The sequence below is a fragment of the Brucella pituitosa genome, from assembly GCF_965577835.1.
Lineage (GTDB): Bacteria > Pseudomonadota > Alphaproteobacteria > Rhizobiales > Rhizobiaceae > Brucella > Brucella pituitosa.
Genome location: NZ_OZ264092.1, coordinates 1242562 through 1258748 on the forward strand (window position 1 = coordinate 1242562; position 16187 = coordinate 1258748).

A 16187-nucleotide genomic window follows, 5' to 3' on the forward strand; every position below is an offset into this window, starting at 1 on the left:
CAGGAAGCGCAACTTTTTCCATAAGGAAATCTCAGTGCCGAATGATCAATTCAGTGTCAGCCAAGGTCGGGAGTGAATGTATCGCCGAAAATCTTCGCCCCACCAACACGAAGAGCTGCTCCCAGATATTTGACATATTCAATGAACAGGACTCGGAGCGTGTCGCCTTCAGCCACCCAACTATGAGCGCGCTTTTCACCATTCACCACTGGATAAGGCACAAATTCCACGTCCTGCATCCGGTATGACATCTCCAGGATGCTGCGCGGGATATGATAATTATTGGTGACGACGATCACGCGATGATAGTTGTTGGCGCGGATCCAGCGTTCGCTTTCAGTCGCATTACCTACAGTGTTAAGCGCCGAACGATCCAGATCGACGCAACAATCAAACAGGCTCGGATCGGTATGCGTTGCACGCTGTAGCGATTTTTCCGTGGTGGACGGATGCACGCCGCTGATCAGCAAGCGCTTGCCCTGTTTCTCTTTCAGAAGATCGAGTGCTGCCTGTATGCGCGACTGCCCGCCGGTCAGGACGACAATCGCGTCCGCTGGCTCATCCAACACAGGCGATTGCATGCTGGTGACCTTCTCGCTGAATGCGACAAAGCCGATCAGAAAGGCTACAAGGGCCAGAAAAAGCACAATGGAAATAGGCTGAAGTCGTCGAAATATACGCATCAGGACAGACCATATGAATTTACCGACAGCCAACGCAAGCATGGATGGCAAAAGTGTAGACGGCGCATCCGTTGTGGGGCTGCGGCGCCACACCACAGCGCCCCTATGCGCTTCCGCCTTTGCTTCTCTGCCTGCCACCGCATCAACGCTTCCCGAACGCTCCGCCAATACCGTTTTCTGAACCTTGCGTTCACTCACCTTGCTATCATAACCATCATTGCGGCGATAACTCGGAAAGTTACCGGAAATTCGTGACTTCCGGTTGGTATTGGCAAAAAAGACAGTCATTCGGCCCGCACTCCCGGACCATCCATCGTGGAGAGCTGGCGAACAACGGTCAGACGACTTGTCAGCATCGTCAGCACACTTACCAGAATGATGATCGCAGCCGCGCCGATATAGCCGTCGCGCCCAATGGCAAAATTGCCAAACATCGCAGCAGCCTGATCTGCAGCCGGTGTCCCCATATGCCGCGACGCCCACCATGAAAAGACGAAAAACACAAACATGGCAGCCATACCGCCAAACAGTGCGCCTTTAAGAGCTGTGCGGAAGAAATGCCATTCAAATTCGCGCGCGACGAATTTCGATTCCGCACCAATGAAATGCAGAACCTCGATGATATGCCCGTTGCCGGACATAGCGCCACGGGTGGCAAAGATAACCGTCAGGACCGTTGCCGCCACCACAAGCGACAAGACGCCCGTACCAATCAGTACCGTCGTATTGGCCATCGAAACAAGTCTGTCGACCCATGTGCGATGGTCATCAAAACTTGCGCTCGGAATGGCGCGGGTGATTTCAGCGCGCATGGTTTCAAAATCCGGCGGTGCATTTTCGTCTATCGTCACAACAACCAGACGCGGAACCGGCAATTCATCGATATTGAGGCCGCTGCCAAGCCATGGCTCAAGCAAGCGAGCGGTCGCATCCTTGTCGATAATGCTGGTGTCTTTCACGCCAGCAAAACCGCGAGCAATACCGCTTGCATCCTGAAGCGCCTTGTCCATGTCGAGCCCATCGACAGGACGGATCTGAATGGTCGCCTCGCGCGCAATCTGGCTTTGCCATTGGGCAGCCGAAGCACGCACCAAAGTCACGCCACCAAGGGTAAGACAGGCAAGAAAGGTCATTATCGCGATCACGATCACCAGCGCCGTACCCGTCACGCTTCCATCTGGGACGATTGGACTTGGGCCTTGCCGCTTTCGGCGCTTACCGATGCGGACCATCAGCATATCCTTGAGGTCTTCAAAGCGTATGCGCAGATCGTCCATGACTTTCCGGAGAGCTCTTTGCCAGTCTTTGTCAGCTTCAATCATAGATATCGAGCCGCCCATGTTCGAGAACCATGCGCCGTGCATTGACCTGATCCATCAAGGAAAGATCGTGCGTCGCAATGATAACAGCAGTACCTGAGCGGTTAAGCTCTGCAAAAAGCCGCAACAGACGTTTGGCTAGTGGCGGATCAACATTGCCTGTCGGCTCATCCGCAAGCAGAAGTTCGGGTTGGTCAATCAATGCGCGTGCAATGGCAGCACGCTGCTTTTCCCCGCCCGAAAGTACAGGCGGCAGCACATTCATGCGGTCGCCAAGCCCGACCCAGTGCAGAAGTTCCTCCACCTCATGCCGATAAGTCGCCTCTTCCTTGCCGCGCACACGCAACGGAAGTGCTACATTTTCATAGGTCGTCATATGATCGAGCAGCCGAAAATCCTGGAAAACAATCCCGATCCGCCGACGCAAAAGCGGCACTTCCTTGTGGTCGAGCCGCGCGACATCCTTGCCGAAAATATTGATCAGCCCGCGCGTCGGTTTCAGTGCCATGAATAAGAGGCGCAGCAATGACGTCTTGCCTGCCCCGGAAGGGCCGGTCAGGAACTGGAATGAGCGCGGCGGAATATGAAAGCTGACATCCTTGAGGATCTCTGGCCCCATTCCATATCTCAGGCCGACATTCTCGAAACGTATCACCGGTGTGCTTCTCTAAATTGTCCGCATTCCGATTGGGCTACGGATGAAATCGATATCAAAATGACCTTTAACCCCCATGGTTAATGTGAGGTTAACGCGACTGGAATCATCAATAAAAATTGCGCGAGCATTGTGTTTTTATAACGCAGAACATTCAGGCAATTATTGGAATGTGCGCAAAGAAATCCGAAACGATCTGACAATCGTCAAATCGCCTCCAATTTGACAGGAAAATTTAGGGCGCATACCGAAAAGTGCAAAACGGTTTTCGGCAAAGAGATGCGCGAAAAGAAACAGTGCTATTCCCAGCAACCGAGATTGCGGCCTTTGAGATTATGGGAATCGATATCTGTGACGAGGCGAGCATCTTCACGCAACAGAACCATGGTCGTACGCTGCTTGAGGTCGATCCTTTGCCAGCCGCCACATTCCTTCGGCATAGCAGGAGCGCTGTCGATCCTGACCGTTTCAGACCATGCACTGGCCGAACAACCGGACAATACCGCACCAACGGCAACCACCATCACGGATTGCAGAATCGATCTGCATGTTCGTGCCTCAATTTGAATCTTCAAGGCTGGCAACTCCCTATAACGCCCCACGAAACACCCGCTTTGCCGAGATCGTTTTCATCGCAATTATCTGCATGAACAAGTTTCTTATAACGCGCGTGCGACCACGACCGCAATATACAAGACAAAACCAAGCATGATTTAAATTAAGGCCAAAAAGCGGCCAGTTTATGGGTTTTTCTGGCTGTTTTGAAAGTTTGGAACTATTTAAAAGAACATTCTAATACAAATTGAAATGAAACTGAAATTTACTGTTATCATTGCAATATCCGACAAATTCGACAAACTTATCGCCCAATTAAACACGATTGATGTAAGAAAAACCCGGCTATATATTTAGCTATCTGATTCGCACCGGCATTTATCACTGCACCGACACTGGGGACTTCCATGTTGAACAAACTGTCTGCGGAATTTTTCGGAACATTCTGGCTCGTCTTCGGTGGTTGCGGCAGCGCGATCTTCGCTGCAGCCTATCCTGAACTGGGCATCGGCTTTTCTGGCGTCGCTCTCGCCTTCGGTCTGACCGTTCTGACGATGGCTTATGCTGTCGGCGGCATTTCCGGCGGCCACTTCAATCCAGCCGTCTCGTTCGGCCTTCTGGTTGCGGGACGTTTTCCGGCGAAAGACCTCATCCCTTACTGGGTTGCACAGGTTCTGGGCGGCGTTGCTGCCGCAGCCGTTCTTTATCTCATTGCAACCGGCAAGACCGGCTTCACGGCAGGTGGTTTTGCGTCCAACGGCTATGGCGAGCTATCGCCCGGCGGCTTTAGCCTCACGGCGGCATTGATTGCTGAAATCGTACTGACGGCGTTCTTCCTCATCGTCATTCTCGGTTCGACCTCATCAGCCGTACCATCGGGCTTTGCACCGATCGCCATCGGTCTTTCTCTGACCCTGATCCATCTGATCTCGATCCCGATCAGCAATACATCGGTCAATCCAGCCCGTTCTGCGGCTGCGGCCCTGTTTGCAGAAACTGGTGCTTTGGGGCAGCTCTGGCTGTTCTGGGTGGCCCCACTTGTAGGTGCTGCGATTGGTGCCATCATCTGGAAAGGCCTGCTCGGTAAAGATTGATCAGCACCAACTGATCAACAAAGACCATGCACAATCATCGAAAAGGCCGGTTTATATCGGCCTTTTTGCTTTCCCGATCAGCAACAAACAGAAAACTACTCCGCATATGTTGCAGAACCGTGGGATTCTCCAAGAAAAAGTGATCATTTCCCGCTAAAAACTGCTGTAAGAAAGAATTCCCTTTTACAGATGTCCTGAGCAATGTCCCCCAGCACCGATGCTTCTCATGCGGATCGCTATGCCGCATTCCGTCATACTCCATTCAAAAAATACTGGGCAGCACGCTTCCTGAGTGCATTCGCCGTCCAGATCGTCAGTGTTTCCGTCGGCTGGCAGATTTATGACCAGACCCGAGACGCTTTCAATCTCGGCATGGTCGGGCTGGTGCAATTCCTGCCTGCATTGCTGCTTGTTCTGTTCACCGGGGCCGCAGCCGATCGCTTTGGCCGACGCCTCGTTATGGGGCTGTCGCTCATTCTTGAAAGCGTGGTCACGGCAATATTGCTGGTCCTGACACTCACCGGACTGTTTGAGCCGCTGACCGTCTTTGCAGCTTTGCTGATCTTTGGCGTGGCACGTGCATTCCTCGGACCATCTTCCGCTTCCCTCGTGGTCAATCTGGTTCCGACCGAGGATTTCGCCAATGCAGTTTCGTGGAACGCATCGGCATGGCAAGTGGCGACCATTGTCGGCCCCGTCGCGGGTGGACTGCTCTACGGCGTCTCACACATTGCGGCCTATGGTGTGGCGACCGTATTTCTGATCGCTGGCTCCATCCTGATCTTCTCCATTCCAAAGCCCAAACAGCATACAACGACAGAAGAGCGCTCGCTCTCCACCATGCTCGCGGGCTTCCGCTATATCTGGAAAGAGAAGATTGTACTCGGTGCCATTTCGCTCGATCTTTTCGCCGTTCTGCTTGGCGGCACGGTTGCACTTTTGCCAATCTATGCCCGCGATATTCTGGATCTCGGTCCATGGGGGCTCGGTCTTCTGCGCTCAGCTCCCGGCATCGGTGCCGTACTCACGGCGATCTGGCTTGCGGGTCACCCGATCCGCGATCATGCCGGGCGTGTGATGTTCGTCTTTGTTGCCCTGTTCGGCCTGTTCAACATCATCTTCGGCGTTTCAACACTGACATGGCTTTCGATCGTCGCTCTCGCCCTTGCCGGTGCTGCCGATATGATCAGCGTCTATATTCGTGAAACCCTGATGCAGCTCTGGACGCCCGATCATGTTCGCGGTCGCGTCAATGCGGTCAACATGGTGTTTGTGGGCGCTTCTAACGAGCTGGGTGAATTCCGTGCCGGGTTGATGGCTGCTGCCATTGGTGCGGTTCCTGCGGTGGTGATTGGCGGCGTTGGATCGATTGCCGTTGCAGCCGCCTGGGCCGCCATGTTCCCGCAATTGCGCAAAGCACGCAATTTGCAGGGCAGAACTTAAACCCCAGAGCGTGTCAGACCTCTGGCGCGCTCTTATTGGCTGCGCGGACACGCGCCTCGATCATATTGCGATCTTGTTCGGTGACGCCGATGAGATGGGCGACGCGCCACATCACATCTGCTTCCACTTCGCTGACGATCCCATCCGCGTAAACGATTTCCCACATCAAGGCCACGAAATCGACGCGGGCCTGATAATCGAGATGACGCTTCAGCACGGAAGTAAAATCTGAGAGGCTGATAGATTCCTGATCAGCTTCTTCTGCAGCCTTGATCAGCTTTTTAAGCGCATCGCCTTTGAGGCCATATTTCTGCGAAAGCATCGCCGAAAGTTTTGCACGCTCGCTTTCGCGCGTTTCGCCATCCGCATCCATGATGTGAAACAGAAGGGCAGCAGCTGCAAGCCGTGGGTCGGCATCGGAAAACTTTTCGCCCCGCTCACGTAAACCGTTGCCCGGCAACTCTTTCAGAAAATCCAGCAAACGCTCGAACATTCACCCTCGCCACAAAAACACTTATGCCAGCAAAACGCCGTTCTTTAGAACTATTGAAAATAGCGGGCTAATGGCGAGGCACAAGACGGCAAACCGCCCTGTCTCGGTTTTGACTGCTCAAGAGAGGGTTGCCGTGGTCTTTAGGCAACAATTAGCCCACCCCCTTAAAAAGTCATTTTAGAGCGGTTACAGTCAAAACGGAGTCGCCGGAACCGCTCTAAGTATTTGTTTCGCCGCATTTACCTCACGCAAAACCGCTTCGCACTTTTGCTGGAAATGCTCTAGGGTCTGTGGGGAATTAGGTTTTGGGCGTGGCGTGAGACGGATTTTGTTTCTGAACAGGAGAACAGGACGCCGTGGAGTGTATCTCCATAAGGGCTGTTCGACGCATTCAGAGAGAAAATCCGCCACGTCCTAAAGGGATATGGTGAAAATGGCCCAGCTTCGCGTCGCAAAACCTCGATCGAGAACCACTCCACCTTCGGCTTTGCTCCTAAACCTGAGCCATTTTCATCCATACCACGCTTCAAAACTAATTCCCCACAGACCCTAGAACAACCGCAGCCCGTTCGGCGCCTTCTGTGATGACTTGCTTTCATCCACGCCAGGATCATCGACAATGATATGCGCTGTACGGTTTTTCACAGCGTCGGCATCATCTTCAGCACTTTCTGGTGAAATGGCATCGATCACAGCTGGGTTGTCGACCGCAGCGATTTTTGGCGGCAGCGGTGCGGTCTTAACCTTTACCGGTTCGGCTTCAGGCACAACCACTTCGGCCTCGACCACATCCTCAAACTTTGGCTTAGGCGCAGGTTTTTCGACCGGAACAATTGCCCTGCTTTCTGCGATGTGATCCGGAACTGCTTCCGCAATTTCCGGCTTTTCAATCTCAATCACCGGCGAAAGCTGCTCAACCGGCACTTTCCATTCAAAGCTGTTCAAGCGTCCGGTAACAGGCGACACGGGTGACCATTGCTCGGAAACATAGCCGTCCGCCGTCCATGCAGGATCGCGCGGTGCCTTGACAGCCTGAGCAAGCCACTGCCGCACCTTGCCCTGATCGCCGGTCTCGGCCTCTTCGATATCCGCAAACAACAGATAAGCGCTTTCCCGAGGAGAGCCGCGCAGCACCTGTTCAGCATTATCGCGCGCAAGACGATAATCACCGGCCTCATAAGCTGCACGTGCCAGCGCCAGACTGCCTTCGGCATTGTTTGAACGCAGCGTCACCAGATGTTTCGCCCGTTTCAAACGGTCCTGCACCGTGTCGCCTGCCCGACCATAAACATAGGTCGAAGCAATATCGGGATGCGGCGAACGCTTCCAGGCAGCTTCAAGAATTTTTGAGCCCTTGCGCACTTCACCATCGGCAAACAGCGCACGTGCAGCAACAACAGCCGCAGGCACCAGATCAGGCGCAAGCTTATTGGCTTCAAGCGCAATGACCTTGGCATGTGCATGATCCACATCCACCGTCGCCATTGCTTTGGCAGTGAGAAGCGCTGCGCGCTCCTTCTTCACCACATCCTTGCTGTGAGCGAGTGCCTGTTTACGCGCATCCACAAGCTTCAATGCACCATCCCAATCGCCTTCAGAGCAGAGCTGGCCCATGACGGCAGAGGATGCCCATTCAAGCTGTGGTGCTTCTTTTGCGGCTTCCGCCGCATAATGACGAGCGGCCTCGCGCGCGCCGACACGCTGCGCTTCGATATAAAGACCGCGCAAACCAAGCAGCTTGGTTTCCGGGTCTTCAATCATGGCTTCAAAGCCCTTGCGGGCATCGTCGGTGCGGCCTTCCAGCATGGCAGTCTGCGCTTCAAGAAGCTTGATCAGTGGCTCCTGATCCGCGTTCAAAAGCTTGGCTGCCTGCTTGTTCATGCGGCGCGCGGCCTCCGCATCGCCTGCACCCGCAGCAATCAGTCCGGTCGATAGTGACTGATAGCCACGGTCACGTTTACGGGCTCGGAAATGACGGCGCAGCGTATAAGGCGACTGGATGATACTCTTGATAAGCCACCAGAGGATCAGGATCGCGGCAACAATCGCCACCACACCCGCAGCGGCGGTAATCAGCGGCACATTATAATGATTGCCAGCGAAGGTGACATCAAGCTCACCCGGACGATCCGCGAGCCACGAAAAGCCAAATCCCAGAACGACAACAATAGCGAAGTAAAATATCACACGCAGCATAGACGACGCCTCCTTAGTTTGGCGCCGTGGCGTCTGTTGCGGTCTTTGGCTTGAGGCTGTCGGTCACAAGACGCTGGATCAATGCATCTGTGTTGTGCCGCGCCTTCATCTGGCCTGCAAACTCTTCTGAAGCCGCTTTCGCATCAGCAGGCAATTGCTCCCATTCGGAGATTGCCCGTTCAAGATCACCGGCATGAAGGGCTGCTTCCATACGTGCTGTGGTCGGACCAACACCCGTCCCGCTCACATTGCCTGCAACGGGGCGCACGCTGACGAGACCTTTGGCGCTGGCGACAAGCTGATCCCATACGCCTGCATCGGCAGGCAGCTTGTTTTCTGTGGCTATGATTTTGTTTGCAACAGGTCCAAACCACGCATTGAGATCGGCGATGGTCGGAACACCTTTATCGGCAAAAGCACTCAACCCTTCTACCGACTTATCCTGTGGCGCAACAGACGCATAAGTCTCGAGCTCCGCCTTGAACGAACCACCGCGATCAATCGCCGTCTTCAATGCGTTGGCGGCAATCAGCGCCGATGCATCCGGCTGGCGCGCACTTTCACTCACCTTGTCCTGAAGCGAAACCAGTTTCTGTTCGAGATTGGAGATCGTGCCGCTATTTCCCGAAACACCAGCCGCGGCCTGATCGGCCTGGCTTTTTGCATCGTTCAATTGCGATTCGAGTGCTGCAAGACGCTCGGTCAACGCAGAAATATCGACCGGAGCAGAACCGCCCTCGCCTGCCTTGGGCAGTGCTGCAAACTGCTGCTGAATTTCGGTGAGACTTCCGACGACAGCTTCAGACTTGATCTCAGCCGCTTCGACATTTTTCTGCAAATCGGCAAGTTGCACCTTGCTGGCATCATCCAGAGGCGCTGGCGCTGGATTGGTGCGTAGATCGGCAATCTGTTGCTCCATACGCGCCAATTGTTCGGCAGTGACGCGCGATCCCGGCGAAGGCACCACATTGCCCCATTGCAAAGCCAGCAGACCGCCAAGCGCAATCACGCCACCGGCAACGCCCGCCAGAAGATAAGCGCCACCTGAACCGGATTTCTTTTCAGACACCGGCGGTACAGACGTGGTGGCGCGCGGCGCTTCCCTTGAGGTTTCAGGCTTAACACCAGCTGTAAAGGGGGGCTTTTCCGCTTTGGGTTCAGGTTTTGGAGCAGTAGCGGCAGCAGGCTTTGTATCGGTCATCTTCGAGAAATCCCCTACTGGCTCGGCTGCCGGTGTTGCCTGAACCGTCGCCTGTGGTTTTGCCGCTTCGTCAACACGTTTAACATCCGACGGATCCAGATTGATCGTCACGGGCTTGCGGGCCGGTTTGGAATGTCGCGGAGTGCCGGATTTCGCCATAGGTCCTCTCGTCGTGCAAAGAATGTCTTTAAAGCTTATCAGATAAAATCAGGAGATGAAGAAAGGTTGCGCGCAAAAGAGTCAAAGTTTGGAAAACAAACGAAAAATACCACTCTCGTCGGGATGATCCGCAATCAGTGTCTGCGCGCGCCATTCCTCTGGCAAGCAGTCGGCAACACGTTCAGAAATGCTGAGAAACCGCGTTTTCTCGTCAAACTGCGCGTCAGTTTTCTGCATCAACTCGACAAACAGCTTCGCAGCGACAGCAGAATAAAGCAGCACCGCGACAAATGGACCTTTGGCAAGCGTGGCTTTGATTTCATTGACTGAATAGTCGATTGTCGCGATGTCATAGACATCCCGGACTGTCATAGTAAGGCCCGTCTTCGACACCTGATGCTCAAATATGGGCTGACGCACACGTCCTGCGAGATAAAGAACCTCTGCGCCTTTCGGCAAAACTTCCGCCATCTTCGCAGCCAGACGCACAGCATCGCCGCCGCCTTCAATCACAGTCCGAAAACCTGCTTCCCGTGCGGCACGCGCTGTACCTTCACCAACAGCAAACAGCGGCAGGGTTTTCAACGGTTGAAGTTGTTCATTTGGTACGTGTCGAAACGCATTGGCGCTCGTCACTGCAAGCGCATCGAACGACTGATTCTCGATTGAGAATTGAAGCGCGACGGTACGACTAACCGGCAGAGAAACAGGCGAGAATCCCAGATCGGCAAGCTTTGCCGCCGTCAATGATGCCGATGGTTCTGGCCGAGTGATCAGAACACGACCGCCAAGCACTGCCTTCCGCTCTTCCGCCAATGTTACTCCCAGCCTTCAAAGAACTTTGCACCAGCTTGCGTCCGTACACGTTTGGCGGCGTCCGATCCGAGCGCGGCAGCATCGGAAGCAGAACCTTCCGCTGTCACTTCATGCGCTTCACGACCATCTGGCGTCAGGATCATGCCACGGAACGAGACTTTGTCTCCATCAACAATCGCAAGGCCTGCAATCGGCGTGCGGCAAGAGCCATCAAGGGTTGCCAGAAACGCGCGTTCGCAAGCCAGCGCCACATGCGTGTCGCGATGCGCCAACGGCTTCAGCAATGCATCGATTTTTTCATCGCCAATACGACTTTCGATACCGATTGCGCCCTGTCCCGGCGCAGGCAGAAAGATCGATGGATCAAGCAAATCGGTAATCACATCGGCAAGGTCGAGTCGCTTCAATCCGGCGCAGGCTAAGAACGTGCCATCCACTTCGCCTTCTTCCAGCTTGCGAAGACGCGTCTGGACATTGCCGCGGAACATCACCACTTGAATGTCGGGACGCAGACGCTTGATCATTGCCTGACGACGCAGCGATGACGAACCAACGACCGCGCCCTGCGGCAGATCAAGAAAACGCTTCGAGGTACGGCCAACAAAAGCATCACGGGGATCTTCGCGCTCAAGGAATGTAGAAAGATGAAGACCTTCCGGCAGAACAGTCGGCATATCCTTGGTGGAATGCACAGCCAGATCGATGCGGCCGTCTTTCAGCGCCGCTTCAATCTCTTCGGTAAACAGCCCCTTGCCGCCAACCTGCGACAACGGGCGATCCTGAATGCGATCTCCGGCTGTCGACATCGGAACGATTTCAATCGCATCTTCATTGAGGCCATGCGCGGCAATCAGACGGGAACGGGTTTCATAGGCTTGCGCGAGCGCAAGCTTGCTGCCTCTAGTGCCAATCTTCAAGGATGCTGTTTGCATATCGCGCCGTCCATGATACCGGGTTTCCGGGAAATACTTATGTAAAGTTTTGAGACAGGCAGGGTCTAACCGCAAATGCGCATTCTTGGAATAGAGACAAGTTGCGACGAAACAGCCGCCGCCATCGTCGAACGCGACGATAACGGCAAAGGGCATATTTTGTCCAATGTGGTACTCAGCCAGATCGCCGAACACGAACCTTATGGCGGTGTGGTGCCGGAAATCGCCGCGCGCGCCCATGTAGAAGCGCTTGACCGCCTGGTGGAGCGTGCGCTCAAAGACGCCAATGTGAAGCTTGATGAAGTGGACGCTATTGCTGCGACCGCCGGTCCCGGTCTCATCGGCGGGCTTATTGTCGGGCTGATGACCGCAAAAGCCATGGCCATGGCAGCAAACAAGCCGTTTTATGCGGTCAATCATCTGGAAGGTCACGCGCTTACCGCACGATTGACCGACAATCTTCCGTTTCCTTATCTGCTGCTGCTGGTCTCCGGTGGTCACACACAGATGGTTCTGGTACGTGGCCTCGGCGACTATGAGCGCCTCGGTACGACAATCGATGATGCGCTGGGCGAAGCGTTCGACAAGACTGCCAAATTGCTCGGCCTGCCTTATCCGGGCGGTCCAGCAGTTGAGCGCATGGCATTGCAGGGCGACGCCAAGCGTTTTCCGTTGCCAAGACCGCTCAAGGGCGAAGCACGGCTCGACTTCTCATTCTCGGGCCTCAAGACCGCTGTGCGCCAGACCGCAACAGAACTTAGCCCCCTTTCCGATCAGGACGTGGCAGACATCTGCGCATCATTTCAGGATGCAGTAGCTGATACCTTGTCAGATCGCGTGAAGCGGTCGCTGGAGCGCTTCAAACAAGAATTCCCGGATTGCGCGACACCTTCGCTGATCGTTGCGGGTGGCGTTGCGGCCAACAAGACCTTGCGCGCTTCGCTGGAAAAGCTTTGCGAAAAGCATGGTTTCAGCTTCATTGCACCGCCGCTCAATCTCTGTACCGATAATGCGGCGATGATTGCATGGGCTGGTGCCGAACGTGCAGCAACCAAAGGCCCTGATTCGCTCAATCTTGCTCCGCGCTCACGCTGGCCGCTTGATGAAAAATCAGCGCCCATGTTCGGCACCGGACGTCGCGGAGCAAAAGCATGAGCGACAAAGCTAAAATTGCCGTTCTGGGTGGCGGCGCATGGGGGACCGCTCTCGCGGCCATGGCGGCGATCGATGGCCACGACGCATGGCTTTATGCACGTGATGCCGAAACGGTTGCACATGTGAACAACCAGCACCGCAACCCAGCATATCTTGGCGAAATAGAATTGCCGGAAGGCATTCGCGCCAGCACAGACGCCAAGGCCGTTTTCCAGGATGCCGACATCGTTCTTGTTGTGGTTCCGGCGCAGGTCATGCGCAAAGGGCTTCAGGAACTAAGCAGCCTTATCCCGCAATCCGCACCCGTTATTCTCTGCGCCAAGGGCATTGAGCGCGAGACCGGGCGACTGATGTCGGAAGTGGTTGCAGAAGTTCTGCCCAATCATACGATCGGTGCGCTTTCCGGTCCGAGCTTTGCAACCGATGTTGCGCGCGGTCTGCCAACGGCTGTGACCATTGCTTGCGGAGATGCCGTCATTGCCGATCAGCTGGCTGCAATGCTCTCCGGTCCCGCATTCCGCTGCTATTCCACCACCGATCTCAAGGGCGTTGAAATCGGCGGTGCGCTCAAAAATGTTCTGGCTCTCGCGGCAGGTGCTGCCATTGGGCGCGGCTATGGTGCCAGCGCTCAGGCAGCCCTCGTTACACGCGGCTTTGCCGAATTGCGACGCATAGGGCAGGCCATGGGTGCAAAGCCTGAAACCATCATGGGGCTTTCAGGCCTTGGCGATCTGATGCTGACCTGTTCTTCCTCGCAATCGCGCAATTATTCATATGGGCTTGCTATCGGACGTGGTGAAGACCTCTCCAATCGCCCACTAGCCGAAGGCGTTGCAACCGCTCCAATTGCCGCCGAACTCTGTAAGAAGCATGCTATCCCTGCGCCGATCATTACGGCTGTTGCAGCGCTTCTTGCCGGAAAAATCACGATTGATGAGGCCGTTACGGCTCTTCTTAACCGACCACTCAAGACCGAGGATTAATGCATGATCCTGAAAAGTGGGAACCGGTTTTCAGATAAGATCATGCACAAATAAAAAGGTTAGAATAACATGCTTTTTGCTCTTCTGTGCAACGACAAGCCCGATCATCTGCAAGTGCGCCTTGATACGCGCTCGGCCCATCTCGACTATCTCAAGTCGCTCGGTGATGTGCTGAAATTTGCAGGCCCGTTCCTTGGTGAAGATGGCAAGCCGAATGGCAGCCTCGTTGTTGTGGAAGCTGCCGACAAGGCAGAAGCCGAAAAGATCGCGGCGAATGATCCTTATGCTCTGGCTGGCCTTTTTGCCGATGTGACCGTGCGCCCATGGAACTGGGCCATCAACAATCCAGCAAACGCATAAGGATTCATCATGGCTTACTGGCTGTTCAAGTCCGAACCGTTCAAATGGTCATGGGAAATGCAGAAAGCCCGCGGCGAACAAGGCGAGCAGTGGGACGGCGTACGCAACTATCTGGCACGCAACAACATGCGCGCCATGAAGCTCGGCGACAAAGGCTTTTTCTACCATTCCAACGAAGGTCTGGAAGTGGTGGGTATTGTCGAGATTTGCGCGCTTTCGCACCCTGACAGCACCACAGATGATCCGCGTTGGGATTGCGTAGACATTAAGGCCGTGTGCGATGTGCCAAAGCCTGTCACGCTGAAAGATGTGAAAGCCAATCCGAAGCTCGAAAAAATGGCGCTCGTCACGTCCATGCGTCTTTCGGTACAGCCGGTAACGGAAGACGAATGGATCGAAGTTTGCCGCATGGGCGGACTGGACGCCAAAGACATCTGATGCTCAATCCGGCACATAAAAATGCGCGTGAGTTCATATTGGCCAATACTGGCCTGCAAGCGCCACCGCATGTGCCGGAAATCAGCCTCCATCTGGCCGATGAAGCCCACGACCTCTGGCATAAAACCGAGGAAGAGCTGGCGACCATCGGTCTTCCGCCACCTTTCTGGGCCTTTGCCTGGGCCGGCGGTCAGGGCGTCGCACGCTATATTCTTGATCATCCCGATAGGGTTATGGGCAAAACCGTGCTGGATTTCGCATCCGGCTCGGGCCTCGTTGCCATTGCAGCGATGAAGTCGGGGGCGAAAAGCGTTCTGGCTTCAGACATCGATCCCTTTGCGCTTCCGGCAATCGAAATCAATGCGGCTGCAAACAGCGTTGCCATCACCCCGACACTCACAGACCTGATCGATCAGGATCATGACTGGGACGTGGTGCTTGCTGGCGATGTTTTCTACGAAAGACCGCTCGCAGATCGTCTGATCCCGTGGTTTTCAAAGCTTGCGGCACGCGGTGCCCGCATCATTGTCGGTGATCCGGGTCGCGCCTATCTGCCAAAGGACCGGCTTGAGCAGCTTGCCGTTTACACAGTGCCGGTCACCCGTGCGCTTGAGGATGCAGAAGTCAAGCGCACGACGGTTTGGACTTTTTTATAACGCTTGTCGTTATCTCAAAACCGGTTCCCACTTTTGGGCGACAAGCTTTTGTCTAGAGCGTATCCCGAAAAGTGTGAAACGGCTTTCGGAAAAGATGCGCGTTAAAACAAATATTTAGAGCGCCGGTCTGATCCAATCAGATCGAAATGCGCTCTAAGCAAACTTTTTCGCACCAGCCACACACAGAACAACCACACCAGCGGTCAACACCATGCCCATGCTCACCGGCTCACCGGCGATGGATGCGGCCAGCATCAGCCCAAAGAATGGCTGCAACAATTGCAACTGGCCGACAGCCGCCGCACCGCCCTGGGCAAGCCCACGATACCAGAAGAAAAAGCCGATCAGCATTGAAAACAGCGTGACATAGGCAAGCCCGCCCCATGCCATCGCCCCGATACCGGACCACGTTTCCGGACGCGTCAGGATGCTGAGCGGCAGCATGACCGGCAACGAGAAGACCAGCGCCCAGCAGATCACCTGCCAGCCGCCCAGCCGTCGCGACAGGCTCGCGCCTTCCGCATAGCCAAGTCCGCAGACAATGATTGCACCCAGCATCAGAACATCGCCGAGCAGTGTGGACTGGCTACCCTGCCCATAAGCATAGGAGGCAACGATGAGGCCCCCTGCAACCGAAAACAGCCAGAACAGAGGGCGCGGATTTTCGCCGCCGCGCAGCACGGCAAACAAAGCCGTCGATAAAGGCAGCAGACCGATAAAGACAATCGCGTGTGCCGATGTCATGTGCTGCAGCGCAATGCCTGTCAGTAACGGGAAGCCAACCACCACACCAAGCGCTACGACGATCAGCGAAATAACGTCATTGCGACGCGGGAAAGGCTCACGGAAAACGAGCAGAAGTATCAGGCCCAGAAGACCTGCAATCGTCGCTCTTGCCATGGTCAGGAAGGTCGGGTCGATATCGATTACCGCCAGACGTGTCGCAGGCAACGACCCGCTAAAAATGAGAACCCCCAGAAATCCGTTAATCCAACCCGCTGTCTTGTTCATTGTGTCTTTTCGATCTTTTGCAATTTTGTATAGATGAT

General features: G+C 54.8%; 17 protein-coding genes. 7 read left to right on the forward strand and 10 right to left on the reverse strand.

The genetic code is table 11. From position 1 onward, the window contains the following. Positions 1-56: 56 nt before the first annotated feature. From ACSME1_RS06000 to ACSME1_RS06015, 4 genes are all read right to left on the reverse strand, one after another. A complete protein-coding gene (locus ACSME1_RS06000) occupies positions 57-971 on the reverse strand; it encodes a YdcF family protein (protein WP_105705632.1) in 915 nt (304 codons plus the stop codon). After that, the gene (locus tag ACSME1_RS06005; protein WP_024898571.1) at positions 968-1960 is read right to left on the reverse strand and encodes a cell division protein FtsX; all 993 of its coding nucleotides are present in this window, start codon (positions 1958-1960) and stop codon (positions 968-970) included. The genes ACSME1_RS06000 and ACSME1_RS06005 overlap by 4 nt, the downstream gene beginning before the upstream one ends. A gap of 37 nt (positions 1961-1997) precedes the next feature. Beyond that, entirely contained in the window at positions 1998-2621 is a 624-nt protein-coding gene (gene ftsE, locus ACSME1_RS06010) for a cell division ATP-binding protein FtsE (RefSeq protein ID WP_024898570.1), read from the reverse strand. A gap of 335 nt (positions 2622-2956) precedes the next feature. After that, on the reverse strand, positions 2957-3232 hold the full coding sequence (locus ACSME1_RS06015; RefSeq protein ID WP_100558485.1) for a hypothetical protein: 276 nt from the start codon (positions 3230-3232) through the stop codon (positions 2957-2959). 387 nt (positions 3233-3619) lie between these two features. Here ACSME1_RS06015 and aqpZ point away from each other — a divergent pair, with 387 nt between their 5' ends. Beyond that, positions 3620-4306 carry an aquaporin Z gene (gene aqpZ, locus ACSME1_RS06020; RefSeq protein WP_024898568.1) on the forward strand — a complete coding sequence of 229 codons (687 nt, stop codon included), beginning with the start codon at positions 3620-3622 and terminating at the stop codon, positions 4304-4306. Between the two features lie 201 nt (positions 4307-4507). Further along, positions 4508-5749: an MFS transporter gene (locus tag ACSME1_RS06025; protein WP_100558484.1), complete on the forward strand. Its 1242-nt coding sequence runs from the start codon at positions 4508-4510 to the stop codon at positions 5747-5749. A gap of 13 nt (positions 5750-5762) precedes the next feature. On the opposite strand, the gene ACSME1_RS06030 is transcribed toward ACSME1_RS06025, so the two are convergent. The 5 genes from ACSME1_RS06030 to hemC form a co-directional block, all read right to left on the reverse strand. Continuing rightward, complete coding sequence (locus ACSME1_RS06030; protein WP_024898566.1) at positions 5763-6242, reverse strand: TerB family tellurite resistance protein; 480 nt, start codon at positions 6240-6242, stop codon at positions 5763-5765. A gap of 549 nt (positions 6243-6791) precedes the next feature. Next, a complete protein-coding gene (locus tag ACSME1_RS06035) occupies positions 6792-8438 on the reverse strand; it encodes a heme biosynthesis protein HemY (protein WP_024898565.1) in 1647 nt (548 codons plus the stop codon). Between the two features lie 13 nt (positions 8439-8451). Then, positions 8452-9798, reverse strand: a complete 1347-nt coding sequence (locus ACSME1_RS06040; RefSeq protein WP_024898564.1) for a COG4223 family protein — start codon at positions 9796-9798, stop codon at positions 8452-8454. Between the two features lie 81 nt (positions 9799-9879). Further along, a complete protein-coding gene (locus tag ACSME1_RS06045; RefSeq protein WP_036567558.1) occupies positions 9880-10614 on the reverse strand; it encodes a uroporphyrinogen-III synthase in 735 nt (244 codons plus the stop codon). Positions 10615-10616: 2 nt separating this feature from the next. Next, positions 10617-11546, reverse strand: a complete 930-nt coding sequence (gene hemC / locus ACSME1_RS06050; protein ID WP_024898562.1) for a hydroxymethylbilane synthase — start codon at positions 11544-11546, stop codon at positions 10617-10619. Positions 11547-11621: 75 nt separating this feature from the next. Here hemC and tsaD point away from each other — a divergent pair, with 75 nt between their 5' ends. The 5 genes from tsaD to ACSME1_RS06075 all read left to right on the forward strand — a co-directional run bounded on the left by tsaD (position 11622) and on the right by ACSME1_RS06075 (position 15138). Further along, complete coding sequence (tsaD, locus tag ACSME1_RS06055) at positions 11622-12701, forward strand: tRNA (adenosine(37)-N6)-threonylcarbamoyltransferase complex transferase subunit TsaD (RefSeq protein WP_100558480.1); 1080 nt, start codon at positions 11622-11624, stop codon at positions 12699-12701. Continuing rightward, complete coding sequence (locus ACSME1_RS06060; RefSeq protein ID WP_105705629.1) at positions 12698-13684, forward strand: NAD(P)H-dependent glycerol-3-phosphate dehydrogenase; 987 nt, start codon at positions 12698-12700, stop codon at positions 13682-13684. Before tsaD ends, ACSME1_RS06060 begins: the two co-directional genes overlap by 4 nt. A gap of 69 nt (positions 13685-13753) precedes the next feature. Next, positions 13754-14044, forward strand: coding sequence for a YciI-like protein (locus tag ACSME1_RS06065; protein WP_024898559.1), 291 nt, complete (start codon positions 13754-13756; stop codon positions 14042-14044). A gap of 9 nt (positions 14045-14053) precedes the next feature. Further along, positions 14054-14482, forward strand: coding sequence for an EVE domain-containing protein (locus ACSME1_RS06070; RefSeq protein ID WP_024898558.1), 429 nt, complete (start codon positions 14054-14056; stop codon positions 14480-14482). Further along, positions 14482-15138 carry a class I SAM-dependent methyltransferase gene (locus tag ACSME1_RS06075; protein ID WP_024898557.1) on the forward strand — a complete coding sequence of 219 codons (657 nt, stop codon included), beginning with the start codon at positions 14482-14484 and terminating at the stop codon, positions 15136-15138. Before ACSME1_RS06070 ends, ACSME1_RS06075 begins: the two co-directional genes overlap by 1 nt. 153 nt (positions 15139-15291) lie before the next feature. Here the strand turns inward: ACSME1_RS06075 and ACSME1_RS06080 are convergent, their stop codons facing one another. Then, entirely contained in the window at positions 15292-16149 is an 858-nt protein-coding gene (locus ACSME1_RS06080) for a DMT family transporter (protein ID WP_024898556.1), read from the reverse strand. Between the last annotated feature and the right edge of the window lie 38 nt (positions 16150-16187).